The sequence below is a fragment of the Chengkuizengella sediminis genome (genome assembly GCF_010078385.1).
GTDB classification, from domain to species: domain Bacteria; phylum Bacillota; class Bacilli; order Paenibacillales; family KCTC-33759; genus Chengkuizengella; species Chengkuizengella sediminis.
In genome coordinates this window covers 237,127-261,030 of sequence record NZ_SIJC01000005.1, presented here as the reverse complement: position 1 = coordinate 261,030, position 23,904 = coordinate 237,127, and the positions used below count along the sequence as shown (strand labels likewise).

Here is a 23,904-nt window from a genome sequence, read left to right as displayed (position 1 = left end):
ATGTCAGAATTCATAGTACCAACTAAACAACCAGATGATAAAGGACAAGTGATTTCTATTACTCCTGAGTCAGCAGGTTGGGAATATGTGGGGTTTGAAGTTTTCTCCTTAAATGAAGGGCAATCACTTAAAAAAGTAACCGGAGATAAAGAGACTTGTATCGTTTTGCTAAGTGGTAGAGCTTCTGTAAATTCAAAGTTAGAGAAATGGGAGAATATCGGAAAGCGAATGGATATATTTGAAAAAATACCACCGTATTCGGTTTATATTCCATCAGGTGATTTTTATGAGGTGTTAGCACTAACTGATCTTCAACTAGCTGTTTGTGCTGCCCCTGGAAAAGGATCGTTTCCAGCCCGATTAATTTCTCCAGAGGACGTTGGTGTGGAGTTAAGAGGTTCTGGTAACATGGAACGCAGCATTCATAATATATTGCCAGAACAAGCTGAAGCAGATAGTTTGTTAGTTGTAGAAGTATTTACTCCAGAAGGTCACTGGTCTAGTTATCCACCTCACAAACATGATCAGAATAATCTTCCTGAGGAGTCTTATTTAGAAGAAACCTATTATCATAGAGTGAATCCTGAACATGGTTTTGCCATTCAGCGTGTTTATACGGATGATCTTTCGTTAGATGAAACATTAACTGTGAAAAATGGGGACGCAGTACTTGTACCTAAAGGATATCATCCTGTATCGGCTCCTCCAGGTTATGAGGTTTATTACCTCAATGTGATGGCAGGTCCTGTTCGTACTTGGGCATTTAAAAATGATCCAAACCATGAATGGCTAATGAGTAGAATGAAAGCATATGGAAGTCAGGTGAAATGATATGAATCTATTAAACTTTGATCAAAATAAAAAACTAGACTTTATAGGTGTAGGTAGATTATGTGTCGACTTAAATGCAAATGAAATTCATAGACCGATGGAAGAAACAATGACATTTACGAAATATGTAGGCGGTTCTCCAGCGAATATAACGATTGGGATGTCCAGATTAGACATGAATTCTGGTTTTATCGGACGAATAGCAGATGACCAAATGGGTCGATTCATTGAGCAATATTTGAAAAATAACAACATTGATACATCCAATGTGATCACAGACAAATCTGGTACTGTTACAGGATTAGCTTTTACAGAAATCAAAAGTCCAACCGATTGCAGCATTCTTATGTATCGTGATAATGTAGCAGATTTAAAATTAGAGCCAAATGATGTATCAGAAGATTATATCAAACAATCCAAAGCCATTTTAATCTCTGGTACTGCGCTTGCAAAAAGCCCGTCAAGAGAAGCAGTATTCCTCGCTTTACAATATGCTAAAAAACATGGTGTTGTAGTATTTTTCGATATTGATTATAGACCTTATACTTGGGAATCCGTACAAGAGACAGCGACTTATTATAATTTAGCAGCTGAGAAATGTGATGTCATCATTGGAACTCGTGAAGAATTTGATATGATGGAGAAAATGGAAAACTATGAAAAAAGTGATGATTGGGTTACCGCTAAAAAATGGTTTGATTATAATGCCAAAATTGTAGTTATTAAACATGGAGCTGATGGATCCATTGCATATGCTAAGGACGGAAAATCATATACAGGATCTATATTCCCGGCAAAAATAGTTAAGACATTTGGAGCAGGGGACTCTTATGCAGCAGGGTTTATTTATGGATTAATGAATGGTTGGGAAGTTGATAAAGCCATGGAGTTTGGGAGTGCAGCTGCATCCATTGTTATATCAAGCCATAGTTGTTCGGATGCAATGCCGACTTATCAGCAGATTAGTAGTGTAATAGAAAAACATGGAGGGGAATAAATCATGACCAAGAAAACACAAGTTGAAACATTAAGTAACTTCATTGGTGGACAATGGGTAAATTCTACTGCTACAAATACGATCGTAGTGCCAAATCCAGCAACAGAGGAACATATCGCAGAAGTACCACTTTCTACTAAAGAAGATGTAGCTAAAGCTGTTAAAGTAGCAAAAGAAGCTTTTAAAACATGGAGCAAAACGGCTGTACCGAGAAGAGCACGTATATTGTTTAAATATCAGCAATTACTAGTAGACCATTGGGATGAACTTGCTAAGTTAATAACACTAGAGAACGGTAAAAGCTTTAAAGAAGCTTACGGAGAAGTACAGCGTGGAATTGAATGTGTAGAATTTGCGGCAGGTGCTCCTTCATTAATGATGGGTAAACAATTACCTGATATTGCAACAAACTTAGAATCAGGAATGTATCGTTATCCAGTAGGTGTTGTAGGTGGAATTACACCATTTAACTTCCCTATGATGGTACCTTGTTGGATGTTCCCTTTAGCGATTGCTTGTGGAAATACATTTGTATTAAAACCGTCTGAAAGAACGCCTTTACTGGCAAATCGTTTAGCAGAGCTTTTCACAGAAGCTGGTTTACCAGATGGCGTATTCAATATCGTTCATGGCGCACATGATGTAGTAAATGGTTTATTAGAACACCCAGATGTACCTGCTATATCATTTGTTGGTTCTCAACCTGTTGCAGAATATATTTATAAAACTGGGGCAGCGAATGGAAAACGTGTTCAAGCGTTAGCAGGTGCGAAAAACCATAGTATTGTCATGCCTGATGCTAAAATAGATGAAGCTGTTGATCAAATCGTTACAGCTGCTTATGGTTCAGCAGGTGAAAGGTGTATGGCATGTTCTGTTGTTGTTGCAGTGGATGATGTTGCAGACACATTAATAGAAAAAATAAAAGAAAAAGCAGATGACATTAAAATGGGGAACGGATTAGATGAAGACGTCTTTTTAGGTCCTGTTATTCGAGCTGAACATAAAGAGAGAACAGCAAATTATATCGAAATTGGAGTTAAAGAAGGTGCAGAATTAATACGTGACGGTCGTAAGGATGAATTTGTGAGCGAAAAAGGATATTATATTGGACCCACAATCTTTGATAATGTAACATCTGAAATGAAGATTTGGAAGGATGAAATTTTTGCTCCGGTATTATCCATCGTTCGAGTGGAAAATTTAGAGGAAGCAGTGGAAATTTCCAATAAATCTGATTTTGGTAATGGTGCCTGTTTATTTACTCAAGATGGAAGCAGTGTCCGTTATTTTAGAGAGAACATAGAATCTGGTATGTTAGGAATTAACTTAGGAGTTCCTGCTCCAATGGCATTCTTCCCATTTTCAGGTTGGAAAAACTCTTTTTATGGTGATTTACATGCCAATGGTACAGATGGTGTAGAATTTTATACGAGAAGAAAAATGATGACAGCTCGTTGGACGTAATCAAATGTATATCTTTTAGTAAGGATTTTTCGATATAAACAATAACTGAAGAACCGCCTCTGGCGGTTCTTGTTCTTCATGTTATATATGGAATTCATAGTTACACTATACGAAATAAGTTTTTTTTCTATATTTGGAGTATAATGATTGAAAAAGGTGAACGAAATAAGCTAGAAGGAGTTTTTATATCATGAAACCTACGATTTACGACATTGCACGTGAAGCTGGTGTATCGATAGCAACTGTATCAAAAGTGATTAATAATACAGGTAGGATCGGGGATAAAACCAAGCAAAAGGTCATGAAGGTCATGAAGGATCTTGATTATCACCCAAGTATTGTTGCTTCGGCATTAACGGGAAAGAGAACACATACGATTGGTCTCCTCATTCCAGATATCGCAAACCCTTTTTTTGCTGAAATCGCTCGAAGTGTAGAAGATATGGGGAATGAATTAGGTTTTAGTGTGATGATGTGCAGCACGGATAATAACATAGACAAAGAATCCAAATATATTTCATTATTAGAGCAAAAAAGAGTGGATGGAATCATACTGGCTACAGGAACTCAAAATACGACGATTTTGCAAAATCTATTAAAGAAAAAAGTACCGATTGCATTAATTGCAAGGGATATGCCTTCACTTCCAGTAGATACTGTATTAGTAGATGATTATATGGGAGGCTACGAAGCTACTTCACACTTAATTAAATTGGGGCATCAAAAAATTTCTATTATTGCTGAAGATTTAACAGTGATGAGCAGTAAAGAGCGTATTCGAGGTTACTGTCAAGCGTTAGAGGATCATGGATTAACATATGATGAACGTCAATTACACGTAAGTGATTTTACGATTGAGGGCGGAAGAGAAGTGGCATCTAAAATCCTATCTGAAAACAATCCCGCTACTGCTATTTTCGCATGTAATGATTTACTTGCAATGGGAGCTATTCAAGCGGCTCGTGAAAAAGGGATTCAAATACCAAAAGACTTATCCATTGTTGGATTCGATAATACAATCTTAGCTTCAATAAGTGCCCCTCCTTTAACTACGATCGCACAACCTATTCAAGATATGGGTAAACAAGTTGTAGAGTTGTTAGTAAAGGAGATTAAAGAGGAAAAAACTACTAAACAACGTGTTGTATTGATGCCTAATTTGGAAATTAGAAAGACTACAGGAGAGAATAAGAAGGAATTAGTTAAAGGATAGAATTTTTAGAAAAAATAAAATTAAGCAGAGTTACAGAAAAGAAAATAATGTATCTCTGCTTTTGTTATGTTCAACTTATAAACATTCGGAACCACTCTTGTTATTGCACAAGAGGATATAGCCACGTCATTATCTACCATCCCTTGATTAATCAAAACAATCCCTTCTCCAACATCTAGCACAGTACCTAAAATAAGATTTGCAAAGGGTGGACCAAGATGTTCTATTTCTACATTTTGTCCTTTCTTCATATTGAGAAATTGAGTTATACATCCTTATTGTTAACTGGACTTGAATAAATTAACGTTGCTCCTAGAACATATATTCTGTAAAATGGAAGATATAATATGTGTAGTGGCAAGTGACAAAGAGAGATACGGATGAAAACAAGGAGTTTAATATGAATGAACAAAATAACCGGTAAATTTAATTCCCTTCATGAGCTGATCACAGAAATTAAAAACATGTCCCAGTTCAAACCACAAATTACGCATTGGCATACGATTCCAGCTAAAGAAGCACATTACGCAGAATTCCCTGAACAAATACATGAAAACTTGAAGCAGGTTTTTTTGGACCGAGGCATTTCAAGTTTGTATACACACCAAGCGGAGTCTTTTCAAGAAATACATAAGGGAAATCATGTCGTAACAGTGACCCCTACGGCTTCTGGGAAAACGTTATGTTATAACTTGCCTGTATTACAACGTTTGTTGGAGGATGACAGTGCCAGAGCCTTATATATGTTTCCTACAAAAGCATTAGCCCAGGATCAAGTGGCAGAAGTGAATGAAATTGTCAATTTATTAGAAATGGACATAAAGGCTTACACCTACGATGGAGATACGGCACCAACGGCAAGGCAAGCGATACGTAATGCAGGACATATCGTAGTGACAAATCCAGATATGTTACATTCCGCTATTCTTCCACATCATACGAAATGGGTAAAGTTGTTTGAGAACCTACAATTCATTGTTATCGATGAATTACATACGTATCGAGGGGTATTTGGTAGTCATGTTGCCAACGTATTAAGACGATTAAAACGAATTTGTCAGTTTTATGGCTCAAACCCTCAATTTATTTGTACTTCAGCAACTATTGCGAATCCGAAGGAACATGCAGAACGATTACTAGAACAAAAAGTATCCTTAATTGATAAAAATGGGGCACCCGCGGGTGAAAAACATGTTGTATTTTATAATCCCCCTGTTGTGAATCAACAATTAGGTATACGTAGAAGCAGTGTGTTAGAATCTCAAAAACTAGCAAGTTTATTATTGGAAAATGGTATTCAAACGATTGTGTTTGCTAGAAGTAGAGTGCGTGTTGAAATTTTATTAACTTATTTACAAGAGCAAACCAAAAATGAATTTGGTACAAAATCTATTCGTGGCTATCGTGGAGGATATTTACCAAAACAAAGAAGAGAAATTGAACGAGGATTAAGAAATGGGGAAATTCGTGGTGTCGTTTCTACGAATGCGCTGGAATTAGGGATTGATATTGGCCAGTTGCAAGCCTGTGTGATGAACGGATATCCAGGTAGCATTGCAAGTACATGGCAGCAATCAGGCAGAGCAGGTAGGAGACAGGAAAGCTCACTCACTTTTATGGTTGCAAGCAGTAATCCTTTAGACCAATATATTATTCAGAATCCGAAATTCTTCTTTGAAGCAACACCAGAGGAAGCAAGGATTGAAGCAGATAATTTATTAATTTTAATTGATCATATTAAATGTGCTGCTTATGAATTACCGTTTGAAAAAGGAGAAACATTTGGAGGAGAGACATTACTTGAAGTATTGGAATTTTTAACTGAAGAAAAGGTACTGCATCAAGTGCAAGATCGTTGGTATTGGATGGAACAATCGTTCCCCGCCCATAATATTTCTTTGCGTTCTGCTGCACAAGAAAACTTTATTATTATAGATATGACAGAAGGAAGCCGGGTCATTGGCGAAGTCGATCGTTTCAGTGCACCAACTTTAATTCACGAAGAGGCAATTTACATTCATGAAGGTATACAGTTCCAAGTAGAAAAGTTGGATTTTGAGGAGAAAAAAGCGTTTGTAAGGAAAGTGGATGTAGACTATTTTACTGATGCAAACCTAGCCGTTCAATTGAAAGTACTTCAAGTAGATAAACAGAGTGAAACCAAAACACATGATCTTCAATATGGGGAAGTAACCGTTAACGCTAAAGCAACGTTTTTCAAAAAAATCAAATATAAAACACATGAAAACATTGGGTCTGGTCCGATTCATTTACCAGAAGAAGAATTGCACACCAGCTCGTATTGGTTTTCATTTGCTGAGAATATCTTAGAAAATCGAAGCAAAAATGATCTACAATATGCTTTACTCGGTCTTTCAAACGTATTAGTTCATATTGCACCGCTATATTTAATGTGTGATCCGATGGATATTCGTGTGGTGCCACAAGTCAAAGCCATTCATACCAAATTACCAACGATCTTCTTTTATGATCGCTACCCTGGAGGAGTAGGGTTAAGTGAACATTTATATGAAGTGCATCATGCACTGTTACGACAAGCAAAAGAATTAATTCAAGGTTGTACTTGTTTAAGCGGATGTCCTGCTTGTGTAGGACCAATCGAAGAGGTTGGGTTAACTGGGAAAGAGTTAGCTCTTGAGCTATTGAGTGTTTTGATTGAGGAAAAGGATGCTAAATTACAATAACAGCTAAGTATTTTTATCTAATAGTGAAGTATGTTCCAATGAAATCTAAATGAGTTGTGGAGGGATAAGGTTGAGCCAACTAAAAAGCAGGTTAAATAGATTGAAAAAAACTCAAACTTCAGCAAGTGCTAAAGAGATAGAACCCCCTTCTCATTCGAAAGGGGTGGATGAATGGGACGGGTTAGGAGCAGTTACTGAAACGAATGCATACGGTTCTTTTGTGAAAAGGAAAATAAAGATTCCATTGCATCAAAAGGTTGGTTTCTATCCATTATCTGAATTGGTAGGTAGTGCTGATGTGTTATCCAATTTGCAATCAGTAGAATCAAATATTAAACACGATAAAATGTTATTTTTTGATACGGAAACAACTGGTTTGGGGATTGGTGCTGGGAACGTACCGTTTATGTTAGGGATTGGTTTCTATACGGAAGACGTATTTATCGTAGAGCAATTATTTATTCGCAATCCGAGTGAAGAATTAGCGATGCTGGCTTTTATGAATGAGAAGTTCCAACACTTTACTCATCTAGTTACTTATAATGGTAAAACGTTTGACTTACCTTTACTCAAAAATAGATTCATACTTCATCGATTGGCTTATGAAGGAGAACATTTGGAACATCTGGATTTATTATATCTAGCTAGAAGTTTGTGGAGAAACACGTTAACCTCCTGTAAGTTAAGTCATGTGGAACACCAAAGGTTAGGAATTCATCGTGTGGATGATGTGCCAGGTTCAATGGCACCTACGTTGTATTTTAAATATTTAGCGGAAAAAGATCCTAACATTGTAGCGGATGTGTTTCGTCATAATGAAGTAGATATTGTGACCTTAGCTGTTCTGAGTATTTATTTTACAACTTTATTTGAGAATACGGATTTATATAATAGTTTAGAATTGGATGAGTTATATCGCTTGTGTCTTTGGTTCAACAAAATGGAATTAAGAGAACAGTTTCAGCATGTTTATGAATTGCTCACTTCTAGAGCCACAGAGGAAGATCCGAATTATTTTGTTCCCTTAGCTATGATCTTTAAGAAAAAAAAGAAAATTGAAACGTCTGTTTTTTTATGGAAGAGATTTATTGAATTGCAGGGACAGCCACGTATGGTAAATACAGAACCGTATATAGAATTGGCAAAATACTATGAACATCGTAAAAAGGATTATAGACAGGCGATTTACTACACAAAAGAAGCGGAGAAAAGAGTGTATAATAAAGTCTCTCTATCAAAAAGGGATCAAAAATATACTGAAGTGCTGCAGGAAATTCAAAAACGGAAAACTAGGTTGGAAAACAAAATAAAGTCTAAAAAGAAAGAAGCCGTCAAAAATAGTTTAAAATTATGTCAAGTTGAGATGAATGTATAACACTCCTCAATAAGAGGAGCGTAAAATTAATATTTTCCACAACGTTACATTTTAGATTTGAGAGAGAGGTAGCTTTATTACATTATTCTGTTTTTTTACCCTCATAACATTTTCGGCATACAGAATGGTATGATTCATTCCCGCCTATTTGGATCTGTTCTCCTGCATAAACAGGTTTACCATCTTCGAATCGTAGTACCATCGTTGCTTTACGACTGCAAAAGGAACAGATCGTTTTAATTTCTTCGATTTTATCAGCATAAAGTAACATGTATTGACTGCCTTCAAATAATTCATTACGGAAATCATTTTTGAGTCCATATCCGATAACAGGAATATGAAAGTCATCCACGATTTTAGCAAATTGCAATACTTGATCTTTTTTTAGAAACTGTACTTCATCTACTAGAATACATGCGATGTTTGAATGTTCTTTTACAATATCTATTAAATTCGTATCATTGTATATAGGAATGGCTTTTCTTTTAAATCCAATTCTTGAAGAAATGTAACCGACTTCATCTCGGTCATCTATACCCGAAGTGAAGATTAATACTTCTTTACCGTGTTCCTCGTAATTATGTGCTACTTTTAATATATCAATTGATTTTCCACTATTCATAGAACCGTATCTGAAAAAAAGCTGTGCCATTTGATTTCTCCTCTCAAGTTCATCCTACAATATCATATACCAAAGAGAACTATTAGGGAACCCATTTTGAGGAGTTTTTGTTAGTACACGACCCTTCACATAGTCCTTCTGGAATACTAGAATTACATTTGTTTTCATCGATAGCGATATTATCTTCTTCCAGTGAATTATTCTGGATATCTGGATTGTTGCCAGATAAACAGTTAGAACGGATTCCAAAGTTGTCAGCATTTGCTTGTTCAATGATAATTCCAGCTTTCACATTGTTTTCTACACAGTTATTGTCTATGATGTTATCTACATCTGTATCTTCATTAATTTGAATTCCATTTCCTTTATTCATTTGACAAATATTCTTTATGACTCCATTATCTTCATCTTTTACTAAAATTCCATCACCATCATTTTTGTTACATACATTGCCCCAAATGATGTTATCGGAGCTTCCAGAGTCATTTTGTAATCCATTCTTTTTATTTTCAATGGCTCTATTATTAAACAATAAGTTTTCGACATCATCTATAAAAAAGCCGTTACCGTTATTTTTTAATGCACAATTCCCGACACACTTATTGTCATCAAAAAACTCAAAACCATGATTGCCATTCTCTTTCGTTTCGTTTAATAATAACAGGTTTTGATTATTAAGATGAAAACCATCAACATTATTTTTATTCGCATGATTTTTAATGAAGTAATTTACATCACTATCTGCTCCGTTATATCCATTTCTTTTATTCATCTTTGCCTGACATAAGTATATAAAACTAAAATCTAAATTTTTGGTCGAGAAAAGAAATCCATCTAAAGCATTCTTTATACTCTTCACTCCCTTAATAGTATTAAAAAAAGCGTTTATTCCATTAATAAACACTCCATTGGATTTAAAATTTTGAACCGTTAAGTTTTCTATTGAATTGGTATCACTTTCAATCGTAATTCCATCACCTTCGATATTAGTACCATCAATGATTGTTTTACACTGATCTGCTCCTATGATTCTAAGGCGGTTTTTATTTAGCGGAATATTAACTTGTTCATGAAATATTCCCTCTTCAATGTTGATCGTAAACCCTGAAAGCGTATCGGCATCATGAATAGCATCATTGATTGTGTCAAAGTCACCTGGTACATTTACAACGTCATTTCGATCACATAACCCTGGTGGCATACTCGTAGTACATTTGTTATCTGCATAAGCATTGGGAAGACCCACGAAACTTTCTAATAAATCTGGATTATTGTTCATCAAACAATTACTCCGAATAGCTGCATTTCCTCCTTGTTGTATCTCTATTCCAGCAAGTTGATTGTTTTTTATTACATTTCGATCAATTATATATTCAAATTCTAATATTAATACTCCATTTTGTTTATTATTTATGATCTTATTGTTAATCATTTTTCCTAAAGAATCTGGGATATATATCCCATTTAAGCCATTGTTTTTGCTCAAATTATGAATAAGGGTTGTGAAAATACCGTTCATAAATCCATTTTTCTTGTTATTTATTGATTTATTGGATAGAAATATATTACCATCACCATTTCCACCGAATCCGTTACCATCATTATTTATAGCAACACTGGAGATGATATAATTTATCCGTCCAGACACATTAAATCCATCCATTGAGTTCTTTTGGGCAAAACAACAGTATATTAGATTGTTTTCTAGAATAACAAACGGTATTCTTTCTAACAAAATCCCATTTCTTTTGTTACAGATCATTTTACAAAGGATAATAATATTATTCTTAATTCTTTGTGTTAAAAGAATCCCGTTTTGCTCATTTCCATTGGTCTCACATTTCACCAGTATATTTTTATCAGCGACTACTTCAATTCCATGCATTTTATTGTTTAAAACTTGAACTTTATGAAGAATATTAGATTCACTTTCAACAAAAATGCCAGAGGTTTTAAAGTTCTGAACTGTTAAGTTTTCGATGGTGACTAAGCTTGCTTCTATTGTAATTCCAGATGTTGCTGGACCTAGTGAATCACCGTCAATGATTGTTTTTCCTTTACCTGCACCGATGATTCGAATGCCTTCCTTATCAATGATAAGGGTTTCAGGAAATATACCTTCAGCTACTCTGATGGTATCAAATGGATTAGAAGTAGTCAGTGCAGCATTAATTGTAGGAAATTCTGCAGATGGGACTTTACGTACTGCCATATCTGTTTTCATTCCTTCCTAATTTTTAATTTAATACAGGAATATGAATCATGAGGATTTAGGGTATGGATGATTATAATGTTTTTGATTTGAAAGGATTTTTTCGACCAGTTGGCCTTTCACAAAGCCCAGCCGGAATGCTAGAATTACATTTGTTTTCATCGATGGCGATATTATCTTCTTCCAGTGAATTATTCTGGATGTCTGGATTATTTCCGGATAAACAGTTAGAACGGATTCCAAAGAAATCAATAGTAGGATCTTCTATGATAATGCCAGCTTTTAGATTGTTTTCTATGCAATTATGATCTATGATGGCTTGGACTTCTGAGACAAAAGTTTCAATCACTTGTATTCCATTGCCTTTATTCATTTGACATACATTCTTTTTAACTCGATTACTTTGGTCAGTTAATTTAATACCATTATTACCATTTCTGTTGCAAACATTGCCCCAAATGATATGAGTAATCTCATTTACTTCAATACCATTTAATGAATTTTCGATCGCTTTATTCTGAAACCATAAATTATCATCAAATCGTGAGATAAATCCGTTGCTGCTATTATTTAAAGCACAATTTCCAATGCAAATATGTTCATCATTGAATGAAAAACCATTTGAACGATTATTTTTTGCCTCGTTAAACAAAAATATATTACAATCGACAACTATGAAACCATGACCTTGATTTTCAATTGTTTTACATTGGAGAAAGTAATTAACATCATCACCATTAAATCCATTTCTCCTGTTCATTTTAGAATCACACTGAATGAAAAGATTTTGATTATCAGTGATGATAAATCCATCTTCCATGTTATTTTTTGATTGAACTTTTTTTACAGTATTAAGCTTTTCATCTATACTTACTCCGCTGGATTCAAATTTTTGCACTGTTAGATTTTCTAATGAGTTGAGGCGACTTTTAATTGTAATGCCATCTCCTCCCATATTTGTACCGTCAATGATGGTACTACACACGTCAGACCCTATTATTCTGAGACGTTCTTTACTATTAACAATAACTTGCTCGTTAAAAATTCCTTCTCCAATGTTGATTTGAAAACCAGATAACGTATTTGCATCATTTATTGCTTCGTTTATAGTATCAAAATCTCCTGGTACATTTACTGCATCATTTTTTTCACAAAGCTCTAGCGGTATACTTGTTTCACAATCGTTGTCTGCAAAGGTACAACCCAGTATCATTGCTTCTACAAAGATATCCGGATTATTGCCTCTTAGACAATTAGAACGAACGGCAGTCTCATTTCCTGCAATGTTGATTCCTGCAAATTCGTTGTTTTTTGCGATATTTTGATCAATCACATTCTCATCATTTTCCACCTGAATTCCATTGCCTTTATTATTCATTACTTGATTTTTTAAGATTCTTGTTTCACCATCTATCGCTAAAATGCCATTTAAAACATTGTTTTTACTGACATTTTCAAATAATGTTGCTTCATTACCTACTACAAATCCATTTTTCTTGTTTTCGAATGATTTGTTAAATAGGTATAAATTTTCGTTTGATGTATTAGTGTCACTAAAACCGTTACTTTTGTTTTTTTTAGCGGCACAAGAGAAGATATAACATTCATTTCCCTCTATCTGAAATCCATTTTGTGTGTTTTGTTTAGATAAACAACATAATATTAAATTCTTACTAACATTGTCCTCTATTAATAGACCATTAGATTTATTTCCTATCATTTTACTATGCATAATATAATTGTTGCCTCTTCTTGAAACAATTCCATTTCCCGTATTTCCTTTAATATCACATTCGAATACCATATTTCTTCTACCATTGTTTAGATCAATTCCATTTACATTGTTTATGACTTGTACCTTTTGGATAATGTTATCCTGAAAATTCACAAAAATTCCTGCTCCATTGAAGTTTTGTACTGTTAAATCTTCGATGGTGATTAAATTATCATTTAATGTAATGCCATCAGTAACACCTAAGGTTTTCCCAACAATGATCGTTTTTCCTTTGCCTGCTCCGATGAGGCGAAGGCCTTCTACATTAATGGTAAGAGTTTCAGGAAAATTACCTTCCTTAACTCTGATAGTGTCGTATGGATCAGATACTGCGAGTGCATCATTAATTGTAGGAAATTCAGTAGTTGGGACTTTTCGTACGGTCATATTGCTTCTGTCCTTTCTAATAGTGGATATTAATTTATTATATGAACCACAAGAACAAAGGGACTAGACAGATGTACTTAATTTTATAAATTACGTAATTTTTCACAGATCAGATTATAAAAAAGATAGGCTATTGAAATAGGCATTTGAATCAGACAAGAAAGAAATTAGATGCATAAATTGAAGTAATCAACTGATAGGAGAGTGAACAGAATGGATAATCTTTTTTTAAAAAATCAAATCAATCAAGCTAAAAAAATGTTAGAACAACAAATATCACGTATCCAAGGAAGTAATGGAGGAAGTAGTCAGATTAAATTACAAGAAGACTATTTTAAAAGTTTACAAGAAGTAATGAATCAACGATTAAATCAAGTAAAACAGTTTCAAGGCAATGACCAGATCAATGGTAAAATTGATCAGAATCGAGTTGTGCTTGAAAAACAGATGAAAAAAATGAACGACATATTATCAAATCTGGAAGGAGAGGATAACAAGTTAGATGCTTTGCACAAAAAAATGAATAACTTAATGAACTCATTTCTAGAAAAAAAGAAGTAATCGTCATAGATACAAGAGTTTTTGATTAACTTGTCATAGAATAGACAACAATGTGAATAGACACCGCTTGATTTTACTCAATTTCACGTTAAAATAAAGTGAACCTTTCTTTCATTATGGAGGAGAGTGAAGGGTGATTAATAAATGTATCTTGGATGCCATGTCAGTATTCGACACGGATTTCTAAATGCGGCTAAGACTGCAACACAACTTGGAGTAAGCGCCTTCCAGTATTTCCCAAAAAACCCACGAAGCTTAAAAATAAAAAAGTTAAATGAATTAGATGCTCAAGCTTGCGATAAATGGTGTAAAGAAAAAAAACTGGTATCGATTGCACATACACCATATCCAACAAATTTAGCTGTGGATGAGAACCTAAGAAATCCGATGGTGACATCAATTTTAAATGACCTAGAGATCGCAAATGCTTGTGGATCATTGGGATTAGTTGTTCATTTTGGTAAATATAGTGAAAAAAACACGTTACAAGGATATAAAAATATATTACAATGTTTAAATGAAGTACTTTCTCAATGGCATGGAAAAACATTAATTTTATTAGAAAATCAAGCAGGTATGGGTACCAAAATGGGAATGACTTTTGAGGAAATGCTACAGATTCGCAATCTAGCGCACTTTTCAGAAAAAATTGGTTTTTGTTTTGACACCTGTCATGCTTATGCAAGCGGGTTATGGAATGAAACGAATTGGAATGAATTTTGCCGTCATGGTGAAGAACTTGGGTTTTTTTCACATGTGAAGGCAGTACATCTAAATGACTCCAAATATCCCAGTGGATCTTACCGTGACCGTCATGAGAATATTGGGTATGGTACTATAGGAGAAGAAAGATTTGAATTGTTTTTAAAGTCAGATTGGTTGAAAGCGATTCCGATTATATTAGAAACACCAACTTCTGAATATTTTTCTTATCAACAAGAGTTGGAAATTATAAATAGATTAATTCATAAAGGGAGTTAGAAGATGATTAATGTTTATCTAGATGATTTACGACCTTGTCCTAAAGGTTTTGTATTAGCTAAAAATATTGAAGAGTGTATTGTTTTATTACAAGAAAGTGATGTGAATATATTATCCCTAGATTTTGACTTAGGTTGGAATGAACCCACGGGATATGATTTAACAAAAATGATGGTGGAAAAAAAATGCTTCGCAAAGGAAATATATCTGCACACTTCAGATTCAAATGGTAGAATGGAAATGTATCAGTTGTTACATCAGCACAAACCAAATGATGTAGTATTGCATAATGGTCCGATGCCATATGAATTATTAGAGCAATATATGTAGAATTTGTTGAAACAGGTGAGCAGATGATTAAACTAGACCATGTTTATTTTAGAAGAGATTCTCGAGAGATATTATCAGATATTAATATCGAAATGAATAAAGGTGAACATTGGGTAATTCTTGGCAAAAATGGCTCAGGGAAAACAACAATTCTAGAGATGTTAAACGGTTATCTTTTTCCTAGTCAAGGTACTATTGAAGTACTTGGAAATCGATATGGGAGTTGTGATGTAAGGGAAGTTCGTAAAAGTATTGGTTATATCAGTCAATCCTTGTTAGAAAAATTGAACTTCAGTGATCCAGTTTGGGAAGTTGTTGCAACAGGTTTATTTGGTTTTCTTAGATTTTATCAAGAGATTCCAGATGAGGTTAAAAAGCATGCGAATGAGATGTTGGCTCAAATGAACTTATCTTATGTAAAAGATCAACCCCTCGGTTTATTGTCACAAGGTGAACGAAAAAAAGTGTTATTGGCAAGGGCATTAATAACTGAACCAGAAATTATTATTATGGATGAGCCTTGTGCTGGTTTGGATTTATATGAAAGAGAAAAACTATTAGTAGAACTTGAAAGATTTAATACAAATGGTATAAGTTTAATTTATATAACGCATCATGTTGAAGAGATTGTTCCTTTATTTTCCAATGTGATGTTATTGAATAATGGAGAGATTATGGCATCAGGTAAGAAAAAAGATATATTAACTAATGAAAGGATTCATCATACATTCCAAATTCCTGTTCAGATTGAATGGATCAATGGTCGTCCTTGGATACAAGTGATATAGCCTAACAATGAATGATGAGAAATATTTAGCATATAACAGTGCGTGAACTTTCTGTATTGGAGGTTCAATCGGACTGTTAATCTAGGTTGGAGGCGTAGTTTATGGAACAAGTCATCATTATTGGCGCAGGTCCTTGTGGATTATCTGCTGCATGTGAGTTGCAGAAATATAATATACATCCCTTAATTATAGATAAAGGCTGTGTAGTGAATTCCATTTATCATTTTCCTACTTTTATGCAGTTTTTTAGTACACCTGAATTAATAGAAATAGGTGATGTTCCTTTTACAACCATTAAAGACAAACCCAGTCGGCACGAAGGATTGAACTACTATCGTTTGATCGCTGAAAGGAAAAAACTAAGGATTCAAACTTATGAAAAAGTGACAACAGTAATAAATCATGAGGATTATTTTAGTGTTTCAACGGAAGATCGTAATGGTAAACACCATCAGTATGAAGCGAAAAATGTAGTTATTGCAACAGGTTATTATGACAATCCGAATCTATTAAATATACCAGGTGAGAATTTATCAAAAGTAAGCCATTATTTCAAAGAAGCCCATCCTTATCAAGGTAGAAAAGTTGCTGTCATAGGTTTAAAAAATTCAGCTGTTGATGCTGCGATGGAGCTCCAAAGATGTCGAGCAGAAGTAACTGTTATTCATAGGCAAGATTATATATCAGACAGTGTAAAAAAGTGGGTACGCCCTTTGTTTGAAAGCTTAATCGAAAAAGGAAAAATAAACATGCTTTGGAATTCAGAAGTGAAAGAGATAAAAGAACAGTCTATTGTGATAGAGCAGGATGGTACTATTCATGAATATGAAAATGATTTTGTTTTTGCGATGACAGGATATCATCCAGATCATTTATTTATTGAGTCGATGGGTGTGAAATTTAATAAAGGAACAGGAGCACCAACGTTTAGTGAGGATACGATGGAAACGAATGTCAAAGGTTTGTATGTTGCTGGTGTTTTAGCAGCAGGTAATAATGCTAATGCCATTTTTATAGAGAATGGGCGATTTCATGGTAAGGTCATTGCTAAAGATATTTTTGAACGAAGGAATTGAGGGGTGTAAAAAGTGAACCCAGTAGCAAAAATATTGATTATAATTGGTGCGGCTCTTATATTGGTAGGAGTTGTATGGCAAGTTGGTGGACGATTTCTGCAATTAGGAAAACTCCCAGGTGATATCTTTATAGAGAAAGAAAACTTTAAATTTTACTTTCCTATTACAACTTGTATCTTAATCAGTGTAGCGGTTTCTTTAATTTTTTATATCATACGTTTGTTAAAGTAATTTTTTGAGTTCATTAAAAAGTCACCATTAGGTGGTTTTAATTATTTTTGTTGCGAAATATGATATTATTTTTATCTATTCCTTGCAGAAGACGCCCTAACTTCAAACGAAAAGCGTTAAGTGGTGGGAGTGTTCAAATTAATCATCTATCTGTTTTAGCATTTATTAGTCGTACATTCATTTGTTTATTTCTCGTTTTATATTTACTTGGGTTTATGAAATGAAATTATATTTGGGAGAGAATCATTACATGCATTTTAGTATAGAAGTCATTATCATATTATTTTTTGTGGCTATCCTCGCAGGGTGGGTGGATACCATTGCTGGTGGAGGAGGATTGCTTACTATACCGGCGATGATGTTGGCTGGTTTGCCCCCTGCAACGGCAGTAGCAACCAATAAACTTCAAGGTAGCAGCGGCACATTCATTGCTACGATGTTTTTCATAAAAAAGGGGTCTATAGATCTTAAAGAGATAAGGTTGTCAATTTTTATGACTTTTTTGGGAGCTGTCATTGGCGGCTGGTTTATGCTGCAAATACGTGCAGAATATCTCGAAATGATATTACCTTTTTTACTTGTTTTTATTGGGCTTTATTTTTTATTTTCACCAAATATAGAAAATAAAGATCGAAAAATGAAAATGAGATTATCGCTTTTTTCATTTACGGTAGCCCCTCTTCTTGGTTTATATGATGGTTTTTTTGGTCCAGGTACTGGTAGCCTAATGGCATTGTCGTTTATTGCGTTATGTGGGTATGGTGCTTCAAAAGCAACTGCTCATGCTAAAATATTGAACTTTACAAGTAATATTGCTGCTTTATTATACTTTGTAATATTCGGTCAAATTGCTTGGGTTGTTGGAATCATTATGATGTTTGGTCAAATCATAGGTTCATTAATTGGAGCGAGGATGGTATTAGAAAAAGGAGCTTCATTAATAAAACCAGTCGTGATTACTGTATGTTTTTTCATGGCCATCCAAGTTATTTGGAAAAATTTTGGATAGAGCTGGATTTTGTTATATAGGATTTTGTAACATTATTAAGTATACTAGATAGTTTATATTATTGAATTGTTTATGAAAAGTGAAAGGAGAAAGTGTAATGGATTTTAATGAATATCAAATGAAAGCAATGCGAACTGCAGCAGGATCTGATTCAGAAAAATTGTTATTGAATACCGCTTTGGGGTTATGTGGTGAAAGTGGGGAGGTTGCAGATCATTTAAAGAAACATATTTTTCAGGGTCATGAACTTGATAGAAAGAAGTTAGAAAAGGAACTGGGTGATGTTTTGTGGTATTTAGCTGCAGGAGCAGAAGCTTTAGGGATTTCATTGGAAGAAATCGCAAAAGGGAATATAACAAAACTAGAAAAGAGGTATCCAAACGGTTTTGAGTGTGAGAAGAGTATAAATCGAGTTGAATAGTATTGAAAAATCATCAATAAGATAGTTACATTCACAAAGAATAGAACTCCAATAAAAGTTTGATGTTTTATAGGTAAAAATAGGATATAATTGACCTATGGTAGACCGAAATAATGTCAGATAAGGATGTGATGTTCCCCTATGTTTGATTACATAAACAAAAGTAAATTCCTCTCCTTTACTTTAGGTTCTTTGCTACTTTTAGCTACAACAAGCTGTGGAATAGATGAATCTGGTATTGAAGCTGCAATTGAAGATTCAAATTCAGAAACCGCAATAAGTTCAGGCATATCGAAAGTTGAGGAAAATTCTGAGATAAAAGAGTTAAAATATGTTCAGGAAGCATTATTAGTACAGATTGAATCAGAAGAAGAATTAATAGATCGATTTGAAGAAGCTTTAATCTTAAGAAGTGGTGCTTTAGCTAGAATATATTTAGATGAAGCATTAAAAGAAGAAATCACCATTTTACCATTGGGTGGTATAGGGATGTCTAATCGTCAGATAGCAGAACTAACGGTTTTGACTAAGCAAAAAATTAGTGAATTTGAAACAAGCTTCGATATCAAATACACATTGAAATCAGGAGCATCTGATATTATTAAAATCACTGTTTCAAAAGAAAATTTCTCAGGCTATAAAGCGTATATCATTACAGATATAGATGGAGAGATTCCTTCCTTTACATCAGAGTTAATTTAAGAGATTACTATAAAAAATGGAACGTACGTCCTATGGAAAATACTTAATGTATATATTATTATTTACTTGTAATGGAATTAAGAGGGATCTAATTAATATTTTCATTAGTAGGTGTTCCAAAATGAATCAAAATCATTTAAACCCAAAGGACTGCTTAGGTAACCGATACCGGATTTTATCCATTATAGGACATGGCGGTATGGGCGCTGTCTATTTAGCAGAGGATTTAAAACTAAGAGGAAAACATTGGGCAATTAAGGAATCCAAGGAAAATGGACAGGTTAAGAATTTTAAAAAGGAAGCAGAAACTCTAATCCAATTAAATCATCCTTATTTGCCTAATATTGTTGATTATTTCCCCCCGAATGAAAAAGGACTGAGTTACTTAGTAATGGATTATATTCATGGTCAAAACCTGGCTCAGAAATTTAAAAATATGGGAAATCGGCTTCCATTTGAAAAAGTGATAAAATATGCTATTCAAATATGTGAACTCCTTCATTATTTACACCACCATTCGAAAAACCCAATCATTTATAGAGATTTGAAACCTTCTAACGTGATGATAGACCAACAAGACAATGTAAGACTTATAGATTTTGGTATTTCACGTAGGTTTGGGCACCACAAACAGAAGGATACTGTTCATCTAGGAACAGTAGGATTTGCCGCACCTGAGCAATTTGAAGATAAGCAAACGGATCATCGGACTGATTTATTTAATTTAGGTGCAATGTTGTATTATTTTTTAACAAGAGGCCATTATTATACTAGTTCAAAATCGCTGCAGCTTCAGAATATTCCCTTCCCAATGATTCAAGTGATTCAAAGATTACTACAATTTAATCCTGAAGATCGATATCAGGACACGCTGCAAGTAAAAAGAGATTTAGAAAAGTTACAGATCACTGAACAAAGTTTGGATTCTCCCAATAATACTAGCTTAGAAGTAAGCCTTCAATTTGAACATAAAGTAATCGTAGTAGGAAATATGTATCAAGGGGCAGGATCTACATTTACCTCCATTGCTCTAGCAAGAGTGTTTCATCATTATAAAATAAAGAATGCTCTTGTTGAATACCCTACCAATGTATCTGAATTGTATACATTATTAAATGGAGAAAAAACCAAACCTAAACAGTATGAGTTTTTATATGATAAGTATAATTCTGAGCGCTGGATTTCAAATAAATTAGAATGGACTACAGGATATACGACATGGTACCCTTTGCCACTATTAAATAATACTCAACTCATTAAAAATGGGTCACATACAGAAATTGATCCTTTACTATTTAAAATTAGAAAACCAATTATGATCGTGGATATTTCAAATGGTTGGTCACATCCAAGCGTTCAACAGTTGTGTAATAATGCTGATGAAATATGTTATGTTGTTGATTCCATTCCAACAAAGTTTAGTGCTGGAATATCGCAGGATAATTTAAAAATTGCAATGCAATTAAAACAATCTGGGAAAAACGTTCATTTTATAGTGAATCGAGATGTAAATGCAATGATCAGAAAACTTTGGAATAACACATTACCTTGGTATCCTAGTTGTTATATACCAAATTTTCCATTTGAGAACGTTCATGAACATATCTGGAAAGGGAAGATGGTTCAAGACGAAAAGAATATTAAAGGAAAATTAATAGAAGGGTTGTATCCTTTCATTAGTCAAATTGTCCCTAAAAGTATGTTGGAGCGCCAAGATAATAAAATGAACAGGTTAAGGAAATGGTTTCAAATACAAAATTAATAATTTAATATGTATTTTATTAAAAGAGTATAATATTGCGGAAGCACCGCAGATCATCGACTTCAGTCGATATCTGTGGTTTTTTTGCACTTTTCTTTATTGAAAGGAGAATTGGATGGATAAAATCTTTCTCATTGTTGCAACAAATGATGGGGAATATATAGAAGGATTTTCGAACTATATAAGAACCTCAAAATTAAGGAAAGAGTATTCTATTACTTTTTTTACAGATCAACAACTGCTACAGGAGCATTTGCAAAACAATGTAGTAGCCAATGTATTACTTATTGACGAAACTTGGATGCCAGTTGAAATAGATACACACATAAACATTCAAGTATTATCTGAATCCCATGAGAGTTTAGAAGGTTCCAATCACAAATTTCATTTTAAATATCAATCTATGAATGAATTACTAACTTCTGTAAAAATGAGTTACCTTGGAACGGAGAATTTTGTTTCTGAAAATAAAAATGATCAGGATCAGAAAACGAAAGTTATATCTGTATTTTCACCGGTGGGTGGTAGTGGTAAATCCGTTGTTTCTATTAACTTAATAAAACAATTAACCATGATCAATGAAGATGTATTTTATTTGAATCTTGAAACAATATATCCATTTCATTTTTATATTCAAAACGATGATCATACAAACCAATTTTCAAAACTGCTTTATTATTTAAAGACTAATCCAGAATTTTTGCAGACTCATTTGGATGATTTTTTCAGTTACCACCCAGTATTGCATTGTGATTATATCAATCCGTCTTCACAAATTAATGACATCATAGATCTTCAATTGAATGATATAAAAACATTCATTCAATTGATAAAGGAAACGAAAAAATATAATGCCATAATTATAGATTGTTCGAGTTCATTACATGAAAGAATTATAGGGACTCTACAACAAAGTGATTTCATATTTAATATACTTTTAGATGATAACAAATGTATTTTGAAAATGAAGCAGATGTTACAGGAATCTAACGTTTTGTACGGAGTGAGCTTGAGTGAAGTTTTCTCTTCAAAAAATAAATATATTTTGAACAAATATACAAATGAATGTAAAAATAATTTTGATGAACATGGTTTTTATGTCCAATTCCATTTACCATACATTCCACAATGGAAATCTGTACAGCATATTGATCAGTTATTAACTGAAGATGTGTTCAATGAGAAAGTGATTCAAATATATAAACAATTGACTGGCTAGCTTGGAGGGAAATCAGATGATTGATTTAAAACTATTAAACACAATAAAGAAGCAGGTCATAACTCAACTTAATGTAGCTGATGATATTTCTGATAAGCAATTAAAACAAATGATTGAAGAAATCGTATTTCAATTTTCCGAACAATATTATTTAACCTCCAAGCAAAAATATGATTATGTTATGCGTTTATTTCATTCTTTTCGAGGATTAGATATATTACAACCGATTGTAGAAGATCCTTCTATAACAGAAATTATGATTAACAACTATGATGAAATTTTTATTGAGAAGGATGGTAAAGTAACCCCCTATGACGGGCAATTTGAAAGCCAAGAAAAACTTGAAAATGTGATTCAGACCATAGTTTCAAAGGTAGATCGGGCAGTGAATGAATCCTCACCTATAGTTGATGCTAGATTAAAGGATGGATCTAGGGTGAATGTAGTATTACCGCCTATCGCATTAAAAGGACCAACAATGACCATTAGAAAATTTCCCGAAAAACCTCTATCTATTAAGCGGCTTATTTCTAATGATTCTATCTCTCAAGAAGCAGCTGACTTTTTACAACAATTGGTCATTGCAAAATACAACATTTTTATTGGAGGTGGTACTGGCTCAGGGAAAACAACTTTTTTGAATGTACTTAGCGATTTTATTCCTAGTGATGAAAGAATCATTACAATTGAGGATTCTGCAGAATTACAAATTCGAAACATTCCTAATTTAGTAAGCATGGAAACTAGGACAGTGAATACAGAGAGAAAAGGAGAAGTTTCCATTCGTGATTTAATCCGATCCTCGTTAAGAATGAGGCCAAATCGTATTATTGTAGGAGAGGTTCGTGGTGAAGAAGCATTGGATATGCTTCAAGCGATGAATACTGGACATGACGGTTCTTTATCAACAGGACATGCAAATTCTTCGAAGGATATGTTAAGTAGATTAGAGACAATGGTTTTAAGTGGGACTACTTTGCCTGTAGAAGTCGTTAGAAAACAAATTAGTTCAGCGATTGATATTATGGTTCATTTATCACGAATGAGAGATCGGTCACGAAAGGTAATTGAAATTTGTGAGGTGAAAGGTGTGAAGGATGGAGAAGTTCAATTAAATCAAATATATCATTTTGTAGAAGAAGGTGAAAAAGATGGAATGATAACTGGAGGGTTACACCCAACAGGAAGTACTTTGAAAAATCGGTGTAAGTTAAAAATGGCAGGATATTAGTATAGTGGTG

The 23,904-nt window shown here is 33.8% G+C and carries 22 protein-coding genes; 18 read left to right on the top strand and 4 right to left on the bottom strand.

The window, feature by feature from the left end; translation table 11 throughout:
- The 4 genes from iolB (at position 1) to EPK97_RS12605 (ending at position 4,508) form a co-directional block, all read left to right on the top strand.
- Positions 1-831 (top strand): 5-deoxy-glucuronate isomerase, encoded by an 831-nt coding sequence (iolB, locus tag EPK97_RS12620; RefSeq protein WP_162036979.1) that lies wholly within the window; start codon positions 1-3, stop codon positions 829-831.
- A gap of 1 nt (position 832) precedes the next feature.
- Complete coding sequence (iolC, locus tag EPK97_RS12615) at positions 833-1,828, top strand: 5-dehydro-2-deoxygluconokinase (protein ID WP_162036978.1); 996 nt, start codon at positions 833-835, stop codon at positions 1,826-1,828.
- A gap of 3 nt (positions 1,829-1,831) precedes the next feature.
- Entirely contained in the window at positions 1,832-3,295 is a 1,464-nt protein-coding gene (locus EPK97_RS12610) for a CoA-acylating methylmalonate-semialdehyde dehydrogenase (RefSeq protein ID WP_162036977.1), read from the top strand.
- 190 nt (positions 3,296-3,485) lie between these two features.
- The gene (locus EPK97_RS12605; protein WP_162036976.1) at positions 3,486-4,508 is read left to right on the top strand and encodes a LacI family DNA-binding transcriptional regulator; all 1,023 of its coding nucleotides are present in this window, start codon (positions 3,486-3,488) and stop codon (positions 4,506-4,508) included.
- Between the two features lie 20 nt (positions 4,509-4,528).
- Here EPK97_RS12605 and EPK97_RS12600 read toward each other — a convergent pair whose 3' ends face one another.
- Positions 4,529-4,759: a hypothetical protein gene (locus EPK97_RS12600; RefSeq protein WP_162036975.1), complete on the bottom strand. Its 231-nt coding sequence runs from the start codon at positions 4,757-4,759 to the stop codon at positions 4,529-4,531.
- 153 nt (positions 4,760-4,912) lie between these two features.
- On the opposite strand from EPK97_RS12600, the gene EPK97_RS12595 reads away from it, so the two are divergent.
- Both EPK97_RS12595 and EPK97_RS12590 read left to right on the top strand, forming a co-directional pair.
- Complete coding sequence (locus EPK97_RS12595) at positions 4,913-7,213, top strand: DEAD/DEAH box helicase (RefSeq protein ID WP_162036974.1); 2,301 nt, start codon at positions 4,913-4,915, stop codon at positions 7,211-7,213.
- Between the two features lie 70 nt (positions 7,214-7,283).
- Positions 7,284-8,588 (top strand): ribonuclease H-like domain-containing protein, encoded by a 1,305-nt coding sequence (locus EPK97_RS12590; RefSeq protein ID WP_162036973.1) that lies wholly within the window; start codon positions 7,284-7,286, stop codon positions 8,586-8,588.
- A gap of 82 nt (positions 8,589-8,670) precedes the next feature.
- Here the strand turns inward: EPK97_RS12590 and EPK97_RS12585 are convergent, their stop codons facing one another.
- From EPK97_RS12585 to EPK97_RS12575, 3 genes are all read right to left on the bottom strand, one after another.
- A complete protein-coding gene (locus EPK97_RS12585; protein ID WP_162036972.1) occupies positions 8,671-9,240 on the bottom strand; it encodes a thymidine kinase in 570 nt (189 codons plus the stop codon).
- A gap of 52 nt (positions 9,241-9,292) precedes the next feature.
- Positions 9,293-11,434 (bottom strand): pectinesterase family protein, encoded by a 2,142-nt coding sequence (locus tag EPK97_RS12580; protein WP_162036971.1) that lies wholly within the window; start codon positions 11,432-11,434, stop codon positions 9,293-9,295.
- Between the two features lie 61 nt (positions 11,435-11,495).
- Positions 11,496-13,583: a right-handed parallel beta-helix repeat-containing protein gene (locus tag EPK97_RS12575; protein WP_162036970.1), complete on the bottom strand. Its 2,088-nt coding sequence runs from the start codon at positions 13,581-13,583 to the stop codon at positions 11,496-11,498.
- Between the two features lie 213 nt (positions 13,584-13,796).
- Here EPK97_RS12575 and EPK97_RS12570 point away from each other — a divergent pair, with 213 nt between their 5' ends.
- From EPK97_RS12570 to EPK97_RS12515, 12 genes are all read left to right on the top strand, one after another.
- Positions 13,797-14,144, top strand: coding sequence for a hypothetical protein (locus EPK97_RS12570; protein WP_162036969.1), 348 nt, complete (start codon positions 13,797-13,799; stop codon positions 14,142-14,144).
- Positions 14,145-14,288: 144 nt separating this feature from the next.
- Entirely contained in the window at positions 14,289-15,125 is an 837-nt protein-coding gene (locus EPK97_RS12565; RefSeq protein ID WP_162036968.1) for a deoxyribonuclease IV, read from the top strand.
- Between the two features lie 3 nt (positions 15,126-15,128).
- Positions 15,129-15,455, top strand: a complete 327-nt coding sequence (locus EPK97_RS12560) for a cyclic-phosphate processing receiver domain-containing protein (RefSeq protein WP_162036967.1) — start codon at positions 15,129-15,131, stop codon at positions 15,453-15,455.
- 23 nt (positions 15,456-15,478) lie between these two features.
- Positions 15,479-16,243, top strand: coding sequence for an ABC transporter ATP-binding protein (locus EPK97_RS12555; RefSeq protein WP_162036966.1), 765 nt, complete (start codon positions 15,479-15,481; stop codon positions 16,241-16,243).
- A gap of 101 nt (positions 16,244-16,344) precedes the next feature.
- A complete protein-coding gene (locus EPK97_RS12550) occupies positions 16,345-17,319 on the top strand; it encodes a YpdA family putative bacillithiol disulfide reductase (protein ID WP_162036965.1) in 975 nt (324 codons plus the stop codon).
- 12 nt (positions 17,320-17,331) lie between these two features.
- Positions 17,332-17,550, top strand: a complete 219-nt coding sequence (locus EPK97_RS12545; RefSeq protein WP_162036964.1) for a DUF2905 family protein — start codon at positions 17,332-17,334, stop codon at positions 17,548-17,550.
- Between the two features lie 250 nt (positions 17,551-17,800).
- The gene (locus tag EPK97_RS12540) at positions 17,801-18,559 is read left to right on the top strand and encodes a TSUP family transporter (RefSeq protein ID WP_162036963.1); all 759 of its coding nucleotides are present in this window, start codon (positions 17,801-17,803) and stop codon (positions 18,557-18,559) included.
- 97 nt (positions 18,560-18,656) lie between these two features.
- Positions 18,657-18,980, top strand: a complete 324-nt coding sequence (locus EPK97_RS12535; protein ID WP_162036962.1) for a nucleoside triphosphate pyrophosphohydrolase family protein — start codon at positions 18,657-18,659, stop codon at positions 18,978-18,980.
- 141 nt (positions 18,981-19,121) lie between these two features.
- Positions 19,122-19,682, top strand: a complete 561-nt coding sequence (locus EPK97_RS12530) for a hypothetical protein (RefSeq protein ID WP_162036961.1) — start codon at positions 19,122-19,124, stop codon at positions 19,680-19,682.
- 121 nt (positions 19,683-19,803) lie between these two features.
- A complete protein-coding gene (locus EPK97_RS12525; protein ID WP_162036960.1) occupies positions 19,804-21,444 on the top strand; it encodes a serine/threonine protein kinase in 1,641 nt (546 codons plus the stop codon).
- A 115-nt stretch (positions 21,445-21,559) separates the two neighbouring features.
- Positions 21,560-22,663 (top strand): P-loop NTPase family protein, encoded by a 1,104-nt coding sequence (locus tag EPK97_RS12520; protein ID WP_162036959.1) that lies wholly within the window; start codon positions 21,560-21,562, stop codon positions 22,661-22,663.
- 16 nt (positions 22,664-22,679) lie between these two features.
- On the top strand, positions 22,680-23,894 hold the full coding sequence (locus EPK97_RS12515; RefSeq protein WP_162036958.1) for a TadA family conjugal transfer-associated ATPase: 1,215 nt from the start codon (positions 22,680-22,682) through the stop codon (positions 23,892-23,894).
- Positions 23,895-23,904: the final 10 nt, after the last annotated feature.

Excerpts from the sequence above, each read along its gene's own strand:
- EPK97_RS12605 (WP_162036976.1), top strand. The coding sequence starts at position 3,486 with ATGAAACCTACGATTTACGACATTGCACGTGAAGCTGGTGTATCGATA.
- EPK97_RS12580 (WP_162036971.1), bottom strand. The coding sequence starts at position 11,434 with ATGAAAACAGATATGGCAGTACGTAAAGTCCCATCTGCAGAATTTCCT.
- EPK97_RS12570 (WP_162036969.1), top strand. The coding sequence starts at position 13,797 with ATGGATAATCTTTTTTTAAAAAATCAAATCAATCAAGCTAAAAAAATG.
- EPK97_RS12550 (WP_162036965.1), top strand. The coding sequence starts at position 16,345 with ATGGAACAAGTCATCATTATTGGCGCAGGTCCTTGTGGATTATCTGCT.
- EPK97_RS12575 (WP_162036970.1), bottom strand. The coding sequence starts at position 13,583 with ATGACCGTACGAAAAGTCCCAACTACTGAATTTCCTACAATTAATGAT.
- EPK97_RS12530 (WP_162036961.1), top strand. The coding sequence starts at position 19,122 with ATGTTTGATTACATAAACAAAAGTAAATTCCTCTCCTTTACTTTAGGT.
- EPK97_RS12525 (WP_162036960.1), top strand. The coding sequence starts at position 19,804 with ATGAATCAAAATCATTTAAACCCAAAGGACTGCTTAGGTAACCGATAC.
- iolC (WP_162036978.1), top strand. The coding sequence starts at position 833 with ATGAATCTATTAAACTTTGATCAAAATAAAAAACTAGACTTTATAGGT.
- EPK97_RS12515 (WP_162036958.1), top strand. The coding sequence starts at position 22,680 with ATGATTGATTTAAAACTATTAAACACAATAAAGAAGCAGGTCATAACT.
- iolB (WP_162036979.1), top strand. The coding sequence starts at position 1 with ATGTCAGAATTCATAGTACCAACTAAACAACCAGATGATAAAGGACAA.
- EPK97_RS12540 (WP_162036963.1), top strand. The coding sequence starts at position 17,801 with ATGCATTTTAGTATAGAAGTCATTATCATATTATTTTTTGTGGCTATC.
- EPK97_RS12560 (WP_162036967.1), top strand. The coding sequence starts at position 15,129 with ATGATTAATGTTTATCTAGATGATTTACGACCTTGTCCTAAAGGTTTT.
- EPK97_RS12555 (WP_162036966.1), top strand. The coding sequence starts at position 15,479 with ATGATTAAACTAGACCATGTTTATTTTAGAAGAGATTCTCGAGAGATA.
- EPK97_RS12610 (WP_162036977.1), top strand. The coding sequence starts at position 1,832 with ATGACCAAGAAAACACAAGTTGAAACATTAAGTAACTTCATTGGTGGA.
- EPK97_RS12520 (WP_162036959.1), top strand. The coding sequence starts at position 21,560 with ATGGATAAAATCTTTCTCATTGTTGCAACAAATGATGGGGAATATATA.
- EPK97_RS12600 (WP_162036975.1), bottom strand. The coding sequence starts at position 4,759 with ATGAAGAAAGGACAAAATGTAGAAATAGAACATCTTGGTCCACCCTTT.
- EPK97_RS12565 (WP_162036968.1), top strand. The coding sequence starts at position 14,289 with ATGTATCTTGGATGCCATGTCAGTATTCGACACGGATTTCTAAATGCG.
- EPK97_RS12595 (WP_162036974.1), top strand. The coding sequence starts at position 4,913 with ATGAACAAAATAACCGGTAAATTTAATTCCCTTCATGAGCTGATCACA.
- EPK97_RS12585 (WP_162036972.1), bottom strand. The coding sequence starts at position 9,240 with ATGGCACAGCTTTTTTTCAGATACGGTTCTATGAATAGTGGAAAATCA.
- EPK97_RS12535 (WP_162036962.1), top strand. The coding sequence starts at position 18,657 with ATGGATTTTAATGAATATCAAATGAAAGCAATGCGAACTGCAGCAGGA.